The 18,917-nt window shown below is 63.7% G+C and carries 19 protein-coding genes; 10 read left to right on the top strand and 9 right to left on the bottom strand.

What is annotated here, in order from left to right:
* Positions 1-56: 56 nt before the first annotated feature.
* Genes waaC through rfaD form a run of 3 tightly spaced genes read right to left on the bottom strand, consistent with a single transcriptional unit; the run spans position 57 to position 2,958 of the window.
* Positions 57-1,031, bottom strand: coding sequence for a lipopolysaccharide heptosyltransferase I (gene waaC, locus NKH83_RS16025; protein WP_352805702.1), 975 nt, complete (start codon positions 1,029-1,031; stop codon positions 57-59).
* Positions 1,028-2,035 (bottom strand): lipopolysaccharide heptosyltransferase II, encoded by a 1,008-nt coding sequence (gene waaF / locus NKH83_RS16020; RefSeq protein WP_352477864.1) that lies wholly within the window; start codon positions 2,033-2,035, stop codon positions 1,028-1,030. The genes waaC and waaF overlap by 4 nt, the downstream gene beginning before the upstream one ends.
* On the bottom strand, positions 2,008-2,958 hold the full coding sequence (rfaD, locus tag NKH83_RS16015; protein ID WP_352477863.1) for an ADP-glyceromanno-heptose 6-epimerase: 951 nt from the start codon (positions 2,956-2,958) through the stop codon (positions 2,008-2,010). The genes waaF and rfaD overlap by 28 nt, the downstream gene beginning before the upstream one ends.
* 168 nt (positions 2,959-3,126) lie before the next feature.
* Here rfaD and NKH83_RS16010 point away from each other — a divergent pair, with 168 nt between their 5' ends.
* The 3 genes from NKH83_RS16010 to NKH83_RS16000 all read left to right on the top strand — a co-directional run bounded on the left by NKH83_RS16010 (position 3,127) and on the right by NKH83_RS16000 (position 5,954).
* Positions 3,127-3,753, top strand: a complete 627-nt coding sequence (locus tag NKH83_RS16010) for a LysE family translocator (RefSeq protein ID WP_352477861.1) — start codon at positions 3,127-3,129, stop codon at positions 3,751-3,753.
* Between the two features lie 139 nt (positions 3,754-3,892).
* Positions 3,893-5,371, top strand: a complete 1,479-nt coding sequence (gene rfaE1 / locus NKH83_RS16005; protein ID WP_352805697.1) for a D-glycero-beta-D-manno-heptose-7-phosphate kinase — start codon at positions 3,893-3,895, stop codon at positions 5,369-5,371.
* A gap of 7 nt (positions 5,372-5,378) precedes the next feature.
* Positions 5,379-5,954, top strand: a complete 576-nt coding sequence (locus tag NKH83_RS16000) for a D-sedoheptulose-7-phosphate isomerase (protein WP_352477858.1) — start codon at positions 5,379-5,381, stop codon at positions 5,952-5,954.
* A 271-nt stretch (positions 5,955-6,225) separates the two neighbouring features.
* On the opposite strand, the gene NKH83_RS15995 is transcribed toward NKH83_RS16000, so the two are convergent.
* A complete protein-coding gene (locus tag NKH83_RS15995; RefSeq protein WP_023678347.1) occupies positions 6,226-6,702 on the bottom strand; it encodes an Lrp/AsnC family transcriptional regulator in 477 nt (158 codons plus the stop codon).
* 45 nt (positions 6,703-6,747) lie between these two features.
* Positions 6,748-6,927: a hypothetical protein gene (locus NKH83_RS15990; protein ID WP_352805693.1), complete on the bottom strand. Its 180-nt coding sequence runs from the start codon at positions 6,925-6,927 to the stop codon at positions 6,748-6,750.
* Positions 6,928-6,956: 29 nt separating this feature from the next.
* On the opposite strand from NKH83_RS15990, the gene trxB reads away from it, so the two are divergent.
* Both trxB and NKH83_RS15980 read left to right on the top strand, forming a co-directional pair.
* Positions 6,957-7,931, top strand: coding sequence for a thioredoxin-disulfide reductase (trxB, locus tag NKH83_RS15985; RefSeq protein WP_254819256.1), 975 nt, complete (start codon positions 6,957-6,959; stop codon positions 7,929-7,931).
* Between the two features lie 97 nt (positions 7,932-8,028).
* Positions 8,029-8,925, top strand: a complete 897-nt coding sequence (locus tag NKH83_RS15980) for a LysR family transcriptional regulator (protein WP_023719100.1) — start codon at positions 8,029-8,031, stop codon at positions 8,923-8,925.
* Positions 8,926-9,179: 254 nt separating this feature from the next.
* On the opposite strand, the gene NKH83_RS15975 is transcribed toward NKH83_RS15980, so the two are convergent.
* The 3 genes from NKH83_RS15975 to NKH83_RS15965 all read right to left on the bottom strand — a co-directional run bounded on the left by NKH83_RS15975 (position 9,180) and on the right by NKH83_RS15965 (position 13,596).
* The gene (locus NKH83_RS15975; RefSeq protein ID WP_352477855.1) at positions 9,180-9,677 is read right to left on the bottom strand and encodes a methyltransferase family protein; all 498 of its coding nucleotides are present in this window, start codon (positions 9,675-9,677) and stop codon (positions 9,180-9,182) included.
* A gap of 837 nt (positions 9,678-10,514) precedes the next feature.
* Positions 10,515-12,566 carry an elongation factor G gene (locus tag NKH83_RS15970; RefSeq protein WP_352477853.1) on the bottom strand — a complete coding sequence of 684 codons (2,052 nt, stop codon included), beginning with the start codon at positions 12,564-12,566 and terminating at the stop codon, positions 10,515-10,517.
* A 163-nt stretch (positions 12,567-12,729) separates the two neighbouring features.
* Positions 12,730-13,596: an alpha/beta fold hydrolase gene (locus tag NKH83_RS15965; RefSeq protein WP_352805689.1), complete on the bottom strand. Its 867-nt coding sequence runs from the start codon at positions 13,594-13,596 to the stop codon at positions 12,730-12,732.
* 143 nt (positions 13,597-13,739) lie between these two features.
* Between NKH83_RS15965 and NKH83_RS15960 the strand changes: the two genes are divergently transcribed.
* The gene (locus NKH83_RS15960) at positions 13,740-14,339 is read left to right on the top strand and encodes a methyltransferase family protein (protein WP_352506733.1); all 600 of its coding nucleotides are present in this window, start codon (positions 13,740-13,742) and stop codon (positions 14,337-14,339) included.
* 30 nt (positions 14,340-14,369) lie between these two features.
* Positions 14,370-14,765: a (R)-mandelonitrile lyase gene (locus NKH83_RS15955; protein ID WP_352805685.1), complete on the top strand. Its 396-nt coding sequence runs from the start codon at positions 14,370-14,372 to the stop codon at positions 14,763-14,765.
* Between the two features lie 6 nt (positions 14,766-14,771).
* On the opposite strand, the gene NKH83_RS15950 is transcribed toward NKH83_RS15955, so the two are convergent.
* Positions 14,772-15,974, bottom strand: coding sequence for a pyridoxal phosphate-dependent aminotransferase (locus tag NKH83_RS15950; RefSeq protein ID WP_352805682.1), 1,203 nt, complete (start codon positions 15,972-15,974; stop codon positions 14,772-14,774).
* Positions 15,975-16,178: 204 nt separating this feature from the next.
* Between NKH83_RS15950 and NKH83_RS15945 the strand changes: the two genes are divergently transcribed.
* The 3 genes from NKH83_RS15945 (at position 16,179) to NKH83_RS15935 (ending at position 18,789) form a co-directional block, all read left to right on the top strand.
* On the top strand, positions 16,179-17,072 hold the full coding sequence (locus NKH83_RS15945; RefSeq protein ID WP_352805679.1) for an EAL domain-containing protein: 894 nt from the start codon (positions 16,179-16,181) through the stop codon (positions 17,070-17,072).
* Positions 17,069-17,923: an EAL domain-containing protein gene (locus NKH83_RS15940; protein WP_352805676.1), complete on the top strand. Its 855-nt coding sequence runs from the start codon at positions 17,069-17,071 to the stop codon at positions 17,921-17,923. Before NKH83_RS15945 ends, NKH83_RS15940 begins: the two co-directional genes overlap by 4 nt.
* 257 nt (positions 17,924-18,180) lie before the next feature.
* A complete protein-coding gene (locus tag NKH83_RS15935) occupies positions 18,181-18,789 on the top strand; it encodes a glutathione S-transferase family protein (protein WP_352805673.1) in 609 nt (202 codons plus the stop codon).
* The last annotated feature ends 128 nt before the right edge of the window (positions 18,790-18,917 follow it).

Raw genomic sequence — 18,917 nt, 5'->3', positions numbered from 1 at the left:
GCTCCGGTCCTCGAAACCACGCTATTCGACTCGCCAGAGCGAATTCTGAAAAGGTCCTATGCAGCGCCTTGTAATTTAAGCGCCAGCAATCTCTCTGCTTCTGCCATCACCTCCGGCGGCGTGACGCTGCGGCCAGGCGCGGCCAGTAGCGTCGATGAGAACGGCCCGCGCGGGCCGGTCAGGCCGGGCTCCGTCGCCAGGAATACAGCCACCGTAGGCACGCCGAAGGCGCTGGCGAGATGGGTCAGGCCGGTGTCGGCGCCGATGACCAGCGTCGAGCAGCCGATGACGGCGGCGATCTCGGCAAGCGGCGATCTGGGAACCACCACGGTTTGCGAAACGGCGCGGGCGATCGCTTCGGCAACCCCCTGTTCACGGTCGTTCGACCAGGTGGTGACCGGGGTCATCCCTCGTGCCACGAGAAGCCTGGCGATTTCGACCCAGTCCGCGACCGGCCATTTCTTGTCCTCGCGGCTGGTGCCGTGCAGCAGGAAGGCTGTCTTTTCGCCGACAAAAGTCGATTTTGCGGCTGGCGGCACGATGCCTGATTCGAGCCGGGAAAAATCCGGCTCGTAGCCGAGCGCCAGCCCGAACAGACGTCTCGTGCGCTCAATGGCATGCAGGCCGCGCGGCACGGCGTAGCGATGACCATAAAACAGGCTCGCCGAAGGCTCGCGGGCGCTCGAGCGGTCGAAGCCGGCGATCGGTGCTGCCGCCAGCCGCGCCACCAGCGCCGATTTCAGCAAGCCTTGTGCATCGAGGACGAGGTCGTAGCGGGACGCGCGCAAGGCGCTGCGCAGGCCGACCACTTCCCGCCATGTGCCGGGCTCGAGCAGCTTCCCGCGCCAGCGCCGGATCGCCACGCTGTGGATGGTTTGGATGGCTGGATGCAGCGCCGCGATGCCGGCAAAGGCCTCTTCCACGCACCAGTGGAAGGAAATATCCGGGCGGGCGCGGCGCGCGTCCTCCACTGCGGGAAAGGTGTGGATGACGTCGCCCATCGACGACGTCTTGACGATCAGCACCTTCATGCGGCGGCCGGCATTTCCAGCAGCCGCTCCGCCGCCGCCACGACGCGTTCGACCTCCAGCGTCTTCAGGCAGTTGAGATGACCGAGCGGGCAGATTTTTTTGTGGCAGGGCGAACAGGACAGGCCGAGCCAGACCAGTTCGCGACGCTCGGCGAGCGGCGGCGTGTTGTCGGGCGAGGTCGAGCCGTAGACGGCGACGACCGGCGTGCCGACGGCGGCGGCGACATGCATCAGTCCGCTGTCGTTGGAGACGGCGAGCCTCGCCGCGGCGATCAGGTCGATGGCATCCTCCAGCCGCGTCTGACCGGCAAGGTCGGAGGCGCCCGGCGTCAGCGCCGCGATTTCAGCCGTCACCTCAGCGTCGTTCTTCGATCCGAACAGCGCGACGCCAAACCCTTTCGCCATCATCTCCCGGGCAAGGCCGGCATAGTGTTCGCTCGGCCAGCGCTTGGCCGGGCCGAATTCTGCGCCGGGCATGAGTGCCACGAATTTCCCCGCCGTCAGCCCGAAACGGCTGAGCAGTGCCGCCTGGCTGGCTTGATCGACGGCGAGCTTCGGCGGCTGGAAGGCGCCACCACGGGCAAGGCTGAAATAGGCCTGCGCGGTGCGCCGTTTCAGGCGATCGGGCAAGGGCACGATGTCGGTCAGCAGCCCGTAGCGCATTTCCTTGAGATGGCCGACACGGCGCGGAATGCCGGCAAAGAACGGGATCAGCGCCGACTTCCAGCTTCCCGGCAGGACAAAGGCCATGTCGTAGCGGCCGCGCAGCAGGCGGCCGAAGCGCCTTCGGACGCGGAATTCGAACGCGCCGGATTGCAGCGGCAGGTCGATCTGCTGGCGGATTTCGGGCATGCGCTTGACCAGCGGTGCTGCCCACGCCGGCGCCAGCACGTCGATGGCGGCGTTCGGATGAAGCTCCCTCAGCGCCTGGAACAGGCACTGCGCCATCACCATGTCGCCCACCCAGCGTGGGCCGATCACGAGGATCGTTGGGCTTTCAGCCATTCGACATAGTCTCTGACGCCGGTTTCCACTGTGCGGAACTGGCCATTGTAACCGGCTGCGCGCAAGCGGGACATATCAGCTTGCGTAAAGCTCTGGTAGCTGCCCTTGAGGTGGTCGGGAAACTCGATGAATTCGATCTGGCCCTTGCCGAGCGTATCGATCACCGTTTCGGCAATGGCGCGAAACGGCTGGGCGTTGCCGGTGCCGCAGTTGAAGATGCCGCTAGAACCGCGTTTCCACAGCCACAGATTGACGTCGGCGACATCGCCGACATGGATGAAGTCGCGGCTCTGCTCGCCGGGCCCGAAACCGCCATAGGCGCCGAACAGCTTGGGGTTTTCACCGCGTTCGACCTGGTTGAACAAATGGAAGGCGACAGAGGCCATGGCGCCCTTATGCGCCTCGCGCGGACCGTAGACGTTGAAATAACGCAGGCCCGCCACCGGCGAATGGTCGGTATCGAAAACGGTGCGGCGGACATAGTCGTCGAACAGCTTTTTCGAATAGGCATAGACGTTCAGCGGCCGCTCGCATTCCGGCTCCTCGCGAAACTCGGCGCCGCCGCCATAGACCGAAGCGGACGAGGCATAGAGGAAGGGTACGCGCAAGGCCAGGCAGGCGTGCAGTAGGTGCTTCGAATAGGTGTAGTTGACCTCCATCATGAACTTGCCGTTCCATTCGGTGGTGGTCGAGCAGGCACCCTGATGGAAAACCGCCTCGATGCGGCCGAGGTCACCGGCCTCCATCCGCGCCAAAAAGTCGTCCTTGTCGAGATAGTCGGCGATCTCGAGATCGGCGAGATTGGCGATCTTGTGGCCGTCGGTGAGGTCGTCGACGACGAGAATGTCGCTGAAACCGTCGGCGTTGAGCGCGGCGACGATGTTGGAACCGATCATGCCGGCGCCGCCCGTGACGATGATCATTTTAGTACGCCCTGACTTGCCGTTGCTTGCCGATTCCGGCCCTTATAGGGGAGGCCGGCAGGCCTGTCGACAAAGCAGGTGGCGGGGCGGCCGGATGAGCGCCACAGTGCCGCCGCAAACGTCACGTTTCAGTCGGCCTGCCGGCCAACCGGCGACAGGAGCAAGGTAATGCCGTCAACCGAACTGCTTGTCGCCTTTTTCGCCACCACGGCGATCTTCGCCTATATCCCTGGGCCCGCCATGCTCTATGCCGCTGCGCAAACCATGGCGCGCGGCCGCTGGTCCGGCCTGATGGCAGCGCTCGGCATCCATCTTGGCGGCTACGTTCATGTCTTCGCCGCCGCTGTCGGCCTGTCGGTGCTGTTCCATGCCGTGCCGGTGCTTTACATGGCGGTCAAGCTGGTCGGTGCGCTGTATCTGATCTGGCTCGGTGTTTCGTTGTTTCGCGCCAAGGCGCAAAGCGACTTGCCGGGAGTTCAGCCGAAATCCGCCCGCCGCGCCTTTTTCGAGAGCGTTGCCGTCGAGGTGCTCAACCCCAAGACGGCGATTTTCTTCATGGCGTTCCTGCCGCAATTCATCGATGCCTCGGCAGTGTTTCCGGTGTGGCTGCAGTTCGTCGTGCTTGGAACGATCGTCAATTTGATGTTCTCGTCGGCCGACATTGTTTGCGTGGTGCTGGCCGGCGCAGTGATCGCCAGGCTGCGGCAGTCGAGCCGGGCGCAGAGCCTGATGCGGCGCGCCGGCGGTGCGGTGCTTGTCGGACTGGGCGTGCATGTCGCGTTGCAGAAAAGCTGACGCATTGCCTCGCCGCCGCGATCGGTCGAAGGCCTGCCGTTGCGTCGGCTGAAATTGCGGTATATCGGCATCGCCATGAACGGCCGGCCCTGCCAATCGAATTCCCCGTCACTGAAAATCGGCTCTCCCACGCGTTGACATGATCAAGCTGCCCTCTCCCGAACCTCTTCACCGCGCCATTTCGCGCTTCGGCAGCGCCACCGTGCTGGTGGTCGGCGATTTCATCCTGGACCGTTTCGTTAACGGCGTGATCGAGCGCATTTCGCCGGAAGCGCCGATCCCCGTGCTGCACGGGCGCGGCGAAACGCTGGCGATGGGCGGCGCTGGCAATGTCGTCGCCAATATCGTTTCGCTCGGCGCTGCCGTCATACCGGTCTCGGTGATCGGCGCCGACGAGGCCGGCAAGAACCTCATGCGCATGCTCGGCGAATTTAGCGTCGACACCGGCGGGCTGGCGCAGGATGCCGATCGCATGACGTCGTCCAAAAGCCGCTTCAGCGCGCTCAACCAGCAGGTGCTGCGTTTCGACGAAGAGGAAATCAAGCCGCTGGGCGATGCCGAGCGCGCGACATTGGTCGGGCATTTTCGCGAAGCGCTGGTGCGCGCCGACATCGTCATCCTGTCCGATTACGGCAAGGGCGTGCTGCTCGACGGCGTCGCCGATGAGCTGATCTCGATCTGCCGGCAAGCGGGCAAGCCGGTGCTGGTCGACCCGAAGGGGAGCGATTATGCGCGTTATGCCGGCGCGACGGCAATCACGCCCAACCGCAAGGAACTCGGCGAGGCGGTCGGCCGCGCAGTATTTGCCGATGACGAGATCGAGGCGGCGGCGCGCCAGCTGATTTCGGCGCACGGTTTCGATTTCGTCGTCGCGACGCGCAGCGAAAAGGGCATGAGCGTCGTCGGTGCGGACGACGCCCGTCATATCGCCACGCAGGCGCGCGAAGTGTTCGACGTTTCGGGCGCCGGCGACACGGTAATCGCGACCTTCGCGCTGGCTCTTGCAGCAGGGGCTGATCGTGTCATGGCCGGATCGATCGCCAACGCCGCCGGCGGCATCGTCGTCGGCAAGCGCGGCACCGCGCGGCTGACGATCGAGGAACTCACCGGTGCGCTGTTTCGCTCGCATGGTCCGGTCGCCCACAAGGACGCGATCCTCGATGCCGCGGCCGCGGCGCGGCTGGCGGCTGCGTGGAAGGACGAGGGCTTGAGCGTCGGCTTCACCAATGGCTGTTTCGATATCCTGCATGCCGGCCATGTCAGCCTGTTGCATGCGGCGCGCAGCCAGTGCGACCGGCTGGTGCTCGGCCTCAACAGCGATGCCTCGGTGCGCCGGCTGAAAGGGCCGGGACGCCCGGTCAACGACCAGCATGACCGGGCCTGCGTGCTTGCAGCACTTGCCTCGGTCGACGCCGTCGTCATCTTCGAGGAGGATACGCCGCTTTCACTGATCGAGGCGCTGAGCCCCGACATTCTGGTCAAGGGCGCCGACTATACGGTCGATCAGGTGGTTGGCGCCGATGTCGTGCAGAAGGCCGGCGGGCGCGTCGTGCTGGTCGATCTCGTCGCCGGCAAGAGCACGACCGGCACCATCGGCAAACTACGCGCCGGGAACTGAGGGTTTCATGTCCGAACTGAACGATTACCTGGCCCGCTCGGCGGCCGCGATTTCGGCGATGGTCGAGCGCGACCTGACCAGCGAGATGGAGCGGGCGGTCAGCGCCGTCGTCGCCGCGCTTTCGCAGGGCAAGGCGCTGCTGATAGCCGGCAATGGTGGTTCGGCCAGCGACGCCATCCATATCGCCGGCGAGCTGGTCGGCCGCTTCCTAAGGGAGCGCAAGGCCTACAACGTCATCGCGCTGCCGGCCAACGCGGCGGTGCTGACCGCCTGGGGCAATGATTACGGCTTCGACACGGTGTTTGCGCGCCAGGTCGAGGCGCATGGTTCGGCAGGCGCCGTGCTGCTCGCCATCTCGACCAGCGGCAATTCGCCAAGCATCCTCGCCGCCGCCCAGCAAGCGCGCATGATGGGCATGACGGTGGTCAGCCTGACCGGCGACACCGGCGGCAAACTGAAGCCGCTCTCCGACATCCTGCTCAACGTACCCTCGACCTCGACGCCGATCATCCAGCAGGGGCATTTGTGCCTTTACCACCATCTCTGCGAACTGGTCGAAACGCGCCTCTGCGACGCAGGGTGATTGCGCCAAGCCAGTAGAGGCCGTCAATTGTCAACGGGGAGAAGTAGCCGCAACGCTGGCGACCCCTCCCCGTCCTTCACGGGGAAGGGTAAGGGTGAGGGCAGCGCCAGTCTGTAGCGATTATTATTTGACGCATAGCCACATTTTGTTCTTGCTTTGTGCCGGCAGCTATGCTACTAATTCAACTACGGTGATGATTCTCACCGAGGATCCGCCCGCCGAGGCGGGTTTTTTGTTTCCGGGTTTTGTTTCTCGGGCGCTTTGTCTGGTCTCAAGCCGAAAACGCCACCAGCCCTTCGTCCTTGACCCGGCGGATGGTCAGCGCGGTTCGCACCGTATCGACATTGGGGGCCGAGGCCAGTTCCTCGATGACGAAGGTCTGGAAGGTGCCGAGATCGCTCGCCACGCAGTGCAGCAGGAAATCGGATTCGCCCGACACCATCCAGGCATCGCGCACGATCGGCCAGCCGCGGGTGCGCTCGGCGAAGGTCTTGAGCTCGGCGTCGGCCTGGTGATGCAGGCCGATCAGGCAGAAGGCGACGACGTCGAGGCCGAGTGCCGGAGCGTTGAGCAGGGCACGGTAGCCGCGGATGATGCCGGCTTCTTCCAGCCGCCGGACGCGGCGCAGGCACGGCGGCGCCGAAATGCCGACGCGGCTCGACAGTTCGACATTGGTCATGCGTCCGTCCTGCTGAAGCTCGCGCAGGATCTTCCAGTCGATGGCATCGAGATCGGCCTTGATCGGCATGGCGGCTTCCGTGGTGACGCGAAAGAATCTTTCGCGACTTTGTAGTTAAACGACTTTGCTGTCTATTCCATCCGCTGGATCGAGGATTTTCGCGTCATCTTGCTGCGGTTGCTTGTCGCCGTCGCCGGTGCCGAAGCTTTCCGGGGACGAACGGCAACTTGCCTTGCTGGCGTCGCAGGCAACACTTACATTACGCGCAACAATCGACGAGAGTTCATGCCACAATCCATGGCTGCTCCCCGCAGAGGCTTTTCATGATCACCAAGCACGCGCCTGTTCTCATCATCGGCTCCGGCCCCGCCGGCTATACGGCGGCAATCTATGCCGCCCGCGCCATGCTCAAGCCAATGCTGGTCGCCGGCCTGCAGCAGGGTGGGCAACTGATGATCACCACCGACGTCGAAAACTATCCGGGCTTCGCCGAACCGATCCAGGGTCCATGGCTGATGAGCGAAATGCTCAGGCAGGCCGAGCATGTCGGCACCGACATCGTCAACGACATCATCACCGAGGTTGACCTCAACGTGCGGCCGTTCCGCGCCAAGGGCGATTCCGGCACGATCTATACCGCCGACGCGCTGATCATCGCCACCGGCGCGCAGGCGAAATGGCTGGGCATTCCGAGCGAACAGACCTTCATGGGTTTTGGCGTCTCCGCCTGCGCCACCTGCGACGGTTTCTTCTATCGCGGCAAGGATGTCGCGGTGATCGGCGGCGGCAATTCGGCTGTGGAGGAAGCGCTCTATCTCTCCAACCTGGCCAAGAGCGTCACCGTTATCCACAGGCGCAGCGATTTCCGCGCCGAGCGCATCCTGCGCGAGCGGCTGCTGCAGAAAGACAATGTCCGCATCATCTGGGACACGGTGGTCGACGAGATCACCGGCAGGCCCGGCAAGGCGCCGCTGCCGCCGTCGGTCGAAGGGCTGAAGCTGCGCAACGTGGTGACCGGGCAGGAGATGCATCTGGTGGTCGACGGCGTGTTCGTGGCGATCGGCCACGCGCCGGCGGTCGAGCTGTTTGCCGGCAAGCTGAAGCAGAAGCCGAACGGCTATCTGTGGACGGCGCCGGATTCGACCCGCACCGATATGCCGGGTGTGTTCGCCGCCGGCGACGTGACCGACGACATCTACCGCCAGGCGGTGACGGCGGCCGGTCTCGGCTGCATGGCCGCGCTCGAGGCGGAAAAATATTTGGCGGGGATCGAGGTTCACCGCGAAGCGGCGGAGTGATTGTTGAACAAGCGGCTGAGACAAGCCGCGCAAAAGCCTGATTTTTCATTCAGACGCCAAAACAGGCGGACGCCAGAAAACAGGACGAGGGGAAATCATGGCGTTGGATTGGGACAAGCTACGCGTGTTTCACGCCGCAGCGGAAGCGGGGTCGTTCACCCATGCCGCGGAAACACTGCATTTGTCGCAATCAGCGATCTCGCGGCAGGTCAGCGCGCTCGAGCATGACGTCGGCGTGCCGCTGTTCAATCGCCATGCCCGCGGCCTGGTGCTGACCGAGCAGGGCGAGATGCTGTTCCGCACGGCACACGACGTGCTGATGAAGCTTGAAACCATCAAATCGCGACTGACCGAAACCAAGGACCGGCCCTCCGGCGTGCTCAGGGTGACGACAACGGTCGGCCTCGGCGCCGGCTGGCTGACCGAGCGCGTGCAGGAATTCATCGAGCTCTATCCCGAGGTCAGCCTGCAGCTCATCCTGGCCAATGAGGAGCTCGATCTCACCATGCGCCAGGCCGACTGCGCCATCAGGCTGCGCCAGCCGCAGCAGCCGGACCTCATCCAGCGCCGCCTGTTCACCGTGCATTTCCATCTCTACGCGGCGCCCTCCTATGTGAATAAATACGGCAAGCCGAATTCGATCGCCGAGCTGAAGGCCCATCGCATCGTCACCTTCGGCGTTCCGGTGCCGGCGCATCTGTCGGAACTGAACTGGCTGGAAACGGTCGGCGATTTCGAAGGTGGGCAAAGGGTGCCGACGCTGCAGATCAACGACATCCTGTCGATCAAGCGAGCGGTGCAGGGCGGCGCCGGCATCGCCATGCTGCCGGATTATGTGGTCAGCAAGGATTCCGGGCTGGTGCAGTTGTTGCCCGAAACCGAAGTGCCGTCCTTCGATACCTATTTCGCCTATCCCGACGCGATGAAGAACCAGGCGAAGCTGCATGTCTTCCGCGATTTCATCATAGCCAAGGCGCGCAGCTGGTCGTTTTAGTTACGAGTGCCGCTCGTCGACTTCTGAGCAACGTCGGGCGATTGGCGAAGGCTTCGGCGAAAGCGTCCTTCTTCCCGTCACTATACGGGGAGAAGATGGCGGGCAGCCAGATGAGGGGCAGCGCCAGCCTTTGTCGCACTTGCCCTTCGATGGGCAGTCCTGATGCCCCCTCACCGCCCTGCCATTTCTCCCCTGTATGGTGACGGGGAGAAGGAGCTGTCTCACCGGTTTCGCCAATTGTCGGCGTCCAGAAATTAGCCGCGCCAAGGCGTCAGCCGGGGCAGCCAGCCTGGTACGGCCCGGCGGTAGGCTTCGTATTCGGCGCCGTAGCGGCGGGCAAGCGTTGGTTCCTCATATAGTTTCACGAAGGAGATCATGGCGGCCGCGGCGATGACTAGATAGGCGGCGACCGTCCCGCTCGAAAACAGCAGTGCCTGGCCGAGGACGATCGACAGCACGGCGACGTACATCGGGTTGCGGACATGGCGATAGATGCCGCCGACGACCAGCCTCTCGGTCGGCGCTACCGGGGCTGGCGTACCCAGGCCCTCCAGGGCAAAACGGGCAAATGCGTGCAGCAGCACGATTGTGCCGGCGACAATCAGCAGCCAGCCCACAGGAACGAAACCGGGCAGTCTCGACCAGGGCCGGCGATAGCGATCGGTCAGCAGCCAAGGCAGCAGTCCGGCGACCACGCCGGGCGCTGCCGCAAGGAAGATGACACTGCCGGCGATCGCCGAAGTGGCTCGCATATAGCTCTCCTTACGGGCGCGGCCTTGAACGTCTCCTGCAAAGCGCTTCAGGTCTTGTCCGGCATGTAACCCAAACCGCTACACCCTCAGGTCAAGCTCGATGGCGGGCTTTTTGGGTGGGCATGCATCAGCAAGGTCTGGCTGCCGAAAAAACAAACGCGTGCTGCACGATTCCACGTCATCCTGCGTTTTTCGACTTCCGAGCAGGAATCGCTGTTGATTCGCGGCTGCGGATCGATTTTTGCCTTGCCGCAGGCTGTATTTCAGCGATTCAACTGGTCCTATTGCGCTTCGGGACGGATTAGACCACAGCCGGCGCCTTTTTGCATGTGAGTGTTGCAAAATAGATGCTTGTTTCTTGGGCATGAAGAGCACATATATAGATCATCTCCTGAGCGCGTTCTCCTCCCATTAGCGCTCTCGAGTGTTCCCCTCTGGAGGTTAGCCTTAACAGGCACTTCCAATCAAACTCAGCCGGGTCTTCATTGATCCGGCTTTTTTGTTGCCCGAAACCAACACTTCGCCGGAAAATCGGCCGGAACTGGCGCGTAACAGTGACATGTAACCTCGGGTAACATGCGTTGGCACGCCAAATCGGGTAAGCAGAGCATAGGACGCGGTGTGGCTCGTCCGGGGGATGGGGGCATCACTCGGACGACCCGGGCTCAGGCAGCTACCGCGTCCGAACCATCCTCCGCCGCCAGACACCGGCGGCAAGCATGCGGCGGACCTGCCGTTTCGCCTCCCACGAAGACGGTCCGCAACGAAACGGCGCCCGAATGATCCGGGCGCCGTTTCCTTGTGTGCATCCTTGTGCTCTGGCCGCCGCAAGCTGTTTCAGGCGGCCTTGCCGTTGGCGTTCAGCGCTTCGTCGGCCAACCGCCCGGTGAGTTCGGCCATGTGGTCGAAGACGGCCCGATAGCTGGCGACACCAGCCGTGGCCGAGCGCAGCTCGATGATGAGGTCGCCGATCTCGGCCTGCGGCATGGTCGCCTCAACCACGTCCCATCCCGGCCAGTCGGGCCGCGCGTCGTAGCCGAGGATCTGGCCGCGCCGCTGCGGGATCAGCGCGATGATCTTCGACGTCGCATCCGACGGCGTGACGATCTCGACCTTCATCACCGGTTCGAGCAGCACCGGCGAGCAGGCGGCCATGCCTTCCTTCATCGCCAGCTTCGCCGCCATCTGGAAGGCCATGTCGGAGGAATCCACCGCATGGTAGGAGCCGTCGGAAAGGTTGACGGCAACATCGACGACCGGAAAGCCGAGCGGGCCGGATTTCAGGTAATCGCGCACGCCGGTCTCGACCGACTGGATGTACGTCTTCGGCACGACGCCGCCGGTGATCGTATCGGTGAACTGGAAACCTGACCCGCGCGGCAGCGGCTTGATCTCCAGCACTACGTCGCCGAACTGGCCGTGGCCGCCCGACTGTTTCTTGTGGCGGCCGCGCTGCTGCGTCGCTTTGCGGATCGTCTCGCGATACGGCACGGCCGGCACATGGCCTTCGACCGGGATCTGGTTCTTGCCTTCCAGCCGCTCGCGCACGACGCGCAGATGCATCTCGCCATGACCCGACAGCACGGTTTCGGCTGAATCCTGGTTGTGATGCAGACTGAGCGAGGGATCTTCCTCGGCCAGGCGCTGGATGGCCGCCGACATCTTGACCTCGTCCTTGCGCTCTTTCGGCCGCAGCGCGAAGGCGAAGACCGGTTGCGGCGGGGTCAGCGTGACCAGCGGCTTGATGCCGCCCTTGGTCGAGCTCAGCGTCTGGCCGGTCCTGACGGCGTCCAGCTTGCCGAGCGCCACCGTGTCGCCGGCCTTGGCCGACGTCAGCTTGACCTGGTCCTTGCCGAGCATCTTGTAGATGCCGGAGACCTTTGCCGTCTCGCCGCTGGGAAGGAACAGCTCGGCGGCGTCGGCGACCTGACCGGACAGGATGCGCGAGACCGACAGCTTGCCGCCATGCGCGGTGTGGATGGTCTTCATCACCTGGACCACGGTGGCATTGCTGTCGGGAGCGCCGAGACGCTGGCGCGTCGCCGCGATATCGGGTGCGTCGTGACGGATCGCCTTCAACAGGCGCAGCACACCGTTGCCCTTCTCGGCGGTGCCGATCAGCACCGGCGTCACCGTGCCGTCGCGCAGATCCGCGGCGAGGTCATCGAAGATCGCGTCCTTTGGCGGTTCGATCTCGTCCAGCAATTGCTCCATCAGGCGGTCGTCATGGTCGGCGAGCGTCTCCAGCATGGAAAAGCGCGCCTCGAGCTCGCGCGCCTTGTCGTCGCTCGGGATCTGGGCGACCTCGCTCTCGGCATATTCGCGATAGATGTAGGCACGCTCCAGAGCGAGGTCGATCGAGCCGATGACGACGCCGTCCTTGCGCAGCGGGATCTGGCGCAGCAGCAATGGCACCGTGCTTGCCGGCTGCAGCATCTTCAGCGTGTCGCGCACGCCTGATATCGCCTTGTCGACCTTGTTCAGGAACAGCATACGCGGCACGCCGAGATCGTCGAGCTTGCGCATGATCAGCTGCAGGGCAGGGATCTTCTTCTCGTCAGCCTCGGCGACGACCACGGCGACGTCGCAGGCAGCCAGCACCGGCTCGGCTTCGAAGGAGAATTCGATGGAGCCGGGACAATCGACGAAGGTGAACGGCTCGCCCATGAAATCGGTTGTGGCGAAGGTCGCCTCGACGCTCATGCCGTGAGCGCGCGCTTCCGGCGAATGATCGGAAACGGTATTTCCGGACGAAACGGGATTCTGGCGGGGAATGGCGCCTGTACGGGCGAGTATGGCTTCGAGAAGTGTCGTCTTACCGCTTGCAAAGGGACCGACTATGGCAATGCATTTCGGTCCCGTGCGTCGTCCTCCGGCGCGAGTACCCATGGCTGACCTCCACTCAGGCGTTTCCCTGTGAGCGGCGGCCGGCCTGTCGGCCGTCGCGGGCGAGGCTTTTTTCAATTTGCCACCTACCCAAAGGGCATCGTCCCACGGGCAGGCCGGGAGGGCAAGGGATTTGAGGTTGAAGGGATTTGAAGTTGGGGCCGGTTCAGCCGGTGCCGGTTCGGCGCGACGCCAGTGGCGTTGCCTCAATGCGCTGCACTGACACCGTCTCGGCAAAGCGCGCGAGCAACGGATTGAACAGGTCCGCACGCTCCCAGAAAGGCGCATGCCCGGCACCGGGAATGATGTGGCAATGCTCCCACAGCGAGCCGTAGGCGAGCGTTTCAAAATAGCCGAGCCGGACGAACGGGTCGTTCTCGCCATTGACGATAGCGACCGGAAACGCCGCCTGCTCGACCACCTGTCTCTGGTCGGCGCCCTTGCCGGTGAGCATGCCGCGCGTCACCGCGGCGCGCAGCCGGCCGTCGGTGCGCAGGATGGTTTTGCGAAAGGACGGGTCGGCGGTGTCGCCGAAGCAGAGCGTTTCGAAGCGCTCGGCGTCGCGTTCGGAATACGTCTTTTTGGACGCCAGCAGCATGTCCCAATGCGCATGGAAGCCGCGCAGCATGCCGAAAGGGCCCTTCGATACCGGCGGCGCGCCGGTCAGCATCAGCCCGCCGACGGCGCGGTGAAAACTCGCGAGCTCGATTGCCACGTGCCCGCCAAGCGACCAGCCGAAGACAATGGCGCGACCGATGCCCAAGGCATCGAGGAGCTGAGCCGCCGATTGGGCAAGGCCGGCGATGGTGTAGTCCGTCGCCGGATCGCGGGCGTCCGACGAGTCGCCATGGCCGGGCAGGTCGAAGGCAATCAGCCGATGGGCGGCAGCCAACGGGCTGTCGAACTGGCGGGCGAATACGGTGCGCGAACTGCCCGAGCCGTGGATCAGGACAAGCGGGATGCCCGGTCCCGACGACTGGCTGAGGCGCAAATCCGCTTGCGGCGTGCGGATCGTGCGGTGGGAAACGGCCATATCCGGTTGGACCTTCGAATTGTCTCGAGGTCAACATCGCATGCCGAGGTCACCATGTTGTTTAGAACGGTGGTTAAGAAATGATTTCTCGGTTTCTGCCGGGTATGATGGCCGAATCCACCACAGCTAACCCCCGGAGCCTGATGATGGAATCCACGCTCGACCTTCTCCTCTCGATCAGCAGCATCGCGACGCTCGGCCAATATGCCTGGTCGATGCGCGGGCATTTCCAGTCGCCGAGCATGTCTCAAGGCGCCATGATCATTTCGGCCGTCGTGGTCGGCACGGCGCTGTTCTTTCTGGCGCTGCTGTGGATCGAGCGGCAACCGGTTGCAGCGAAGATCGGCGGGTTTGCCGTCGAACTGGCAAGCTCGGCGCTGTTCTGGTGGGCGATCTCGGTTTCGCGCAAGGCGCGGCTGCGTTTCGCGTTTGATCCGGACAATCCCGACAGCCTGGTGACCGAAGGCCCTTATAGCCATGTCCGTCATCCGTTCTACACATCCTACATCATCTTCTGGATCGGATGGGGTATCGCGACCTGGTCGGTGTGGGCGGTCGTGCCGGTCGCCGGCATCGTTGCGATCTATGTGATCGCGGCCTTGGACGAAGAGCGAAAATTTTCACGTACAAGGTTGGCCGGTGCCTACCAGGCCTATAGCGGACGTGCCGGCCTGTTCTGGCCGCGTTTTGCCCGCAGCCGGCAGGAGATGCAGCCGGCATCGGACGAAAGTGGTAGTCTCTAAGACACTGGATTGGATCGAGGATTTGCGACGATGAAGTTTATTGGCTGTGGCAGCGTGCCGACGATTGTTGCGCCGGAAAAATACTTCACTGGCCGGGTTTTGCAGACGCCGATCATCGAGAAGGAGGCACCGGCGCGGCTACGCGCCACGCTGGTCAGTTTCGAGCCCGGCGCCCGGACCCACTGGCATACGCATCCGCTCGGCCAGACGCTCTACGTCACGTCCGGTGCCGGTCTCGCGCAAAGCTGGGGCGGGGCGATCCAGGAGATCAGGGCCGGCGACGTCGTCTCCTTTGCGGCCGGCGAAAAGCACTGGCACGGCGCCGCGCCGAAATCGGCGATGACGCACATCGCCATGCAGGAGGCGCTGGAGGGCGTGCATGTCGACTGGCTGGAGAAGGTCAGCGACGAGCAGTATGGCGACTGAAACGTCTCAGACCAGCGCGGCGGTGAAGCGCTGGATGCGCGTGCAGGCCTCTTCGAGCAGAGCCTCCGACGTGGCGTAGGAGATGCGGAAGTTCGGGCCGAGGCCAAAGGCCGAGCCGAAAACAACCGCCACGCCCTCGGCCTCAAGCAGTTCCGAGCAAAAGGTTTCGTCGCTGTCGATCACCTTGCCGCTCTTGGTCCTCTTGCCGATCAGCTGGGCACAGGAGGGATAGACGTAGAACGCACCCTCCGGCGATGGGCAGGTGATGCCGCGCGCCTGGTTGAGCATCGAGACGACGAGATCGCGCCGGCCCTGGAAGATCGCCTTGTTCCTCGGGATGAAATCCTGCGGCCCGTTCAGCGCTTCGACCGCCGCCCATTGGGCGATGGTGCAGGCGCCGGAGGTCTGCTGGCCCTGGATCATGTCCATCGCCTTGATCAGCGGCACCGGGCCTGCCGCATAGCCGATGCGCCAGCCGGTCATGGCATAGGCTTTCGACACGCCGTTCATGGTCAGCGTGCGCTCATAGAGCTTAGGCTCGACGTCGGCGATGGTCTTGAAGACGAAGTCGCCATAGGTCAGGTGCTCGTACATGTCGTCGGTCAGCACCCAGACATGGGGATGCTTCAACAGTACGTCGGCCAGGCTCTTGAGCTCCGCTTCGGTATAGGCGGCGCCCGAGGGGTTCGACGGCGAGTTCATCAACAGCCATTTGGTGCGCGGCGCGATCGCCTTTTCCAGCACGGCCGCCGTCAGCTTGAAGCCGTTGTCGATCGAGGTGTCGGCAAAGGTCGAGGTGCCGCCGCAGATCGCCACCATTTCGGGATAGCTCACCCAGTAAGGCCGCGGGATGATCACCTCGTCGCCGGGATTCAGCGTCGCCATGAAGGCGTTGAACAGGATCTGCTTGCCGCCGGTGCCGACGATGGTCTGCTCCGGTCGATAGTCGAGATTGTTCTCGCGCTTGAATTTCTTCGCGATCGCCTCGCGCAGCGGCACGATGCCGGAGACCGGCGGATATTTCGTCTCGCCGCGGCGGATGGCCTCGATCGCGGCGTTCTTGATGTTGTCGGGGGTGTCGAAGTCCGGCTCGCCGGCGCCCAGCCCGATCACGTCGCGGCCGGCGTTTTTCAGCTCGCGCGCCTTCTGCGTCACCGCGATGGTTGCGGAAGGCTTTACGCGGGAAAGGGCGTCGGCAAGAAAGGCCATGACAGATATCTCCAGGAAGGACCGGCGCGGCGAAGGCGCCGCGGCGCCTCTCATGTCGCATCATCTGGTCAAGCGCAAGCCCAGCGCAGGCATTGTCGAATGAGCCAGCGCGCAATGCTGGCAACAATAAATTCATCAACGATCGGTAAAAGCTTGAACGGCAGGGACCGTAGCCGGTCCGCCAGTCTCGCATAGCGAGGAACCGTGACGCGCAGCATCGAGCTTGCCCATATCATCCGCCATGATGACGGCACCGCCAGCGGTGTCTGGGGGCTCTATACGCTGCAAAGCGCGTTCCAGCCGATCTTCGCCTTCAACAAGGGCAAGCTGTCCGTCGTCGCGTTCGAGGGGCTGATCCGGCCCTTCCGCGACGGCGAGCCGCAGCCGCCAATGAGTTTCTTCAACAGCTGTCCGGCGGTCGATCGCCTGCATATCGAGGCGCTGACACGGACGCTGCACCTGCTGAACGCCGGCGCCTGCCTGCCGCGAGACGCCTCCATCTTCATCAACTTCGATCCATCGGTGTTCACCGACCGCAGCATCGCCGACAAGGCGCTGCGCGACATGCGACTGGTGCTGCACGAGGCCGACATCGATCCGCGCCGCGTCGTCTGCGAGGTCACCGAGCAGAAATCGGCGTCGCAGGAAACGCTCTACAATTTCGTCGAGGCGCTCAGGAGTAATGGTTTGCGCATTGCGGTCGACGATTACGGCGCCGATGAATCCGACATCAATCGCATCAAGGAACTCAGGCCAGACATAGTCAAGTTCGACGCCGACTGGATCATGACGCTGATGGAGTCCGGTGCCGGCTTCGCCTTGCTGACCGCCATGGTGACAAGCTTCGAAGAGCAAGGCATCCGTACGGTATTCGAGGGCATCGAGACGGGCTGGCAGCTCGAGCTTGCCGAAAAGTCGGGCGCCTCGATGGTACAGGGCTATGTGCTGGCGCGCCCCGAGCTTGCGCCAACCAGCTTCCACGTCTTTGAAAAGAGCGGGCAGGCGGCTGCGGTGCCGGCCGATACGGAGAAGGTGGCCACCGCCGTTTCGCCATCGCGGCGGCCGATGCGGACCTTTGGCCGCAGGGTGACATCGTGACCGGGCGGGCCGACATGCGGCGCAAGGTCGGCGAGGCGATCTTTGCCGACGAGGTCGGCATCGAATATGGCGTCTACGGCGCATTCCGGCTGAGGAGCGCCTACCAGCCGGTCTTCGCGCCGCGCGGCAGGTTTCTCGCCGCCGTCGCGGTCGAGGGACTGATCGAGCCGCATCGTGCAGGCAGGCCGGTGGCGCCGCAAATCTTCTTCGAAGGCGTGCCGGCAGCGGATCGGCTGTTTGTCGAAACCATGTGCCGGGTGCTGCATTTGCGCAACTTCCGCAACATCGGCGTCGACGGGCTCGACCTGTTCTTCAACTACAATCCGCTGATCAACGATGACCCCGCACGGGCGCTGGCCGAAATCAGGCTGATGACCAGGCATCTGGCGGATTTCGGCCTGCATCCCGGCATGCTGGTCTGCGAGATCACCGAGCAGGCTGCCGGCGACAAGGTGCTTGTCAGCCTGGCGCGCGAGATGCGGCGCGACGGCGTCCGCATTGCCATCGACGATTTCGGCACAGGGCATTCTACCGAAGAAAGGGTCGTCCTCGTGCAGCCCGACATCGTCAAGATCGACGGCACCTGGTTCGCCGAATTCTGCCGCCATGCCGCCGCCGAGCGGTTTTTCCGGCCATTGGTTTCGACGCTGCACGATCGCGGCGCCAAGGTGCTGGTCGAAGGCATCGAGAACGCCACGCATCTGCGCGTCGCGCTGGATGGCGGCGTCGACCTGCTGCAGGGCTTTTACCTTGCCCGGCCGGCGCTGGCCGGAACGCTCTTCGACGAGGAGCCGCTGTCGATCGACAGGCTGCTTGGCAGGGACAGCAACGTCATCCCCTTGTTCGGCTAGGATATGCCGATATTCAAGTGATGCCGGCCTGCGAACGGGGGGTCCTGCGCTTCCGGTGCTCACGTACCCAAAAAGTACGCTCCGGTTCTCGGAACCCGCCCTTCTCGGCTCGGCCTGACTTGAATCTCGACATATCCTGTAATGCATCAGCGGCGCTGATGGTTACGCCAAAACAAATCACTGGATGAAGCCGCCGCTGCCGCGATAGAGGCTGGATCAAGCCTTGAGACGGGTGGTTGCGAGCAAGGGGAGCATCGATGATACTCTATGGAATGATCGACAGCGGCAATTGCTACAAGCCGCGCCTGTTGATGGCCAAGCTCGGCATCCCTTTCACCAATGTCGAGGTCAGCTCGCATACCGGCGAGACGCGCAAGGCCGACTATGTCGCCAAGAACCCGAACGCCATGGTGCCGCTGCTCGAACTCGACGACGGCCGGCGGCTGGCCGAATCCAACGCCATCCTGCTCTACCTCGCCGAAGGCACGCGGTTTCTGCCGGCGGACAGATACGAACGCGCGCTGGCCTATCAGTGGCTGTTCTTCGAGCAATACAGCCACGAGCCTTACATCGCCGTGCGCAGGGCGCTGCTGACCTTCCCTGAAAGAGCCAAGGACGCGACGCCCGAGCGGCTGGCGCTGACGCTGGAGCGCGGCAACAAGGCGCTCGGCGTCATGGACAAGCACCTGGCCGGGAGCAGCTTCTTCGCCGGCAATGCGCTCAGCGTCGCCGACATTGCGCTCTATGCCTATACGCATACGGCCGAGACGGGTGGGTTTCAGCTCGACGCCTATCCGGCGGTGGCCGCCTGGCTGAAAAGGGTCGAGGCCGATCCGGGGCACGTGCCGCTGGAGTGGTTGCCTTAGTTCTGTCCTCACGCTTGTCGCCGCTTCGCGGCTCGCTCCGGGCGTTGGGCTTGTGGCCTTCGGCCAGTGGCGTGAATGCTCGCACGCCTTTGCTCAACGAGGGCAGTTTTGGTAGGCCTCCCAAAACG

Origin of the sequence: Mesorhizobium sp. M0909, from assembly GCF_040319515.1 — a bacterium.
In the GTDB taxonomy this organism is placed as follows: Bacteria; Pseudomonadota; Alphaproteobacteria; order Rhizobiales; family Rhizobiaceae; genus Mesorhizobium.
This window is presented reverse-complemented; position numbering and strand designations above follow the sequence as displayed.

Bases quoted from the DNA above. Each gene is read 5' to 3' on its own strand.
- NKH83_RS15950 (WP_352805682.1), bottom strand. From the start codon at position 15,974: ATGGCCTTTCTTGCCGACGCCCTTTCCCGCGTAAAGCCTTCCGCAACC.
- NKH83_RS16000 (WP_352477858.1), top strand. From the start codon at position 5,379: ATGTCCGAACTGAACGATTACCTGGCCCGCTCGGCGGCCGCGATTTCG.
- NKH83_RS15955 (WP_352805685.1), top strand. From the start codon at position 14,370: ATGAAGTTTATTGGCTGTGGCAGCGTGCCGACGATTGTTGCGCCGGAA.
- rfaD (WP_352477863.1), bottom strand. From the start codon at position 2,958: ATGATCATCGTCACGGGCGGCGCCGGCATGATCGGTTCCAACATCGTC.
- waaF (WP_352477864.1), bottom strand. From the start codon at position 2,035: ATGGCTGAAAGCCCAACGATCCTCGTGATCGGCCCACGCTGGGTGGGC.
- NKH83_RS15965 (WP_352805689.1), bottom strand. From the start codon at position 13,596: ATGGCCGTTTCCCACCGCACGATCCGCACGCCGCAAGCGGATTTGCGC.
- waaC (WP_352805702.1), bottom strand. From the start codon at position 1,031: ATGAAGGTGCTGATCGTCAAGACGTCGTCGATGGGCGACGTCATCCAC.
- NKH83_RS15935 (WP_352805673.1), top strand. From the start codon at position 18,181: ATGATACTCTATGGAATGATCGACAGCGGCAATTGCTACAAGCCGCGC.
- NKH83_RS15980 (WP_023719100.1), top strand. From the start codon at position 8,029: ATGGCGTTGGATTGGGACAAGCTACGCGTGTTTCACGCCGCAGCGGAA.
- NKH83_RS16010 (WP_352477861.1), top strand. From the start codon at position 3,127: ATGCCGTCAACCGAACTGCTTGTCGCCTTTTTCGCCACCACGGCGATC.
- NKH83_RS15960 (WP_352506733.1), top strand. From the start codon at position 13,740: ATGATGGAATCCACGCTCGACCTTCTCCTCTCGATCAGCAGCATCGCG.
- NKH83_RS15970 (WP_352477853.1), bottom strand. From the start codon at position 12,566: ATGGGTACTCGCGCCGGAGGACGACGCACGGGACCGAAATGCATTGCC.
- NKH83_RS15995 (WP_023678347.1), bottom strand. From the start codon at position 6,702: ATGCCGATCAAGGCCGATCTCGATGCCATCGACTGGAAGATCCTGCGC.
- NKH83_RS15975 (WP_352477855.1), bottom strand. From the start codon at position 9,677: ATGCGAGCCACTTCGGCGATCGCCGGCAGTGTCATCTTCCTTGCGGCA.
- rfaE1 (WP_352805697.1), top strand. From the start codon at position 3,893: ATGATCAAGCTGCCCTCTCCCGAACCTCTTCACCGCGCCATTTCGCGC.
- trxB (WP_254819256.1), top strand. From the start codon at position 6,957: ATGATCACCAAGCACGCGCCTGTTCTCATCATCGGCTCCGGCCCCGCC.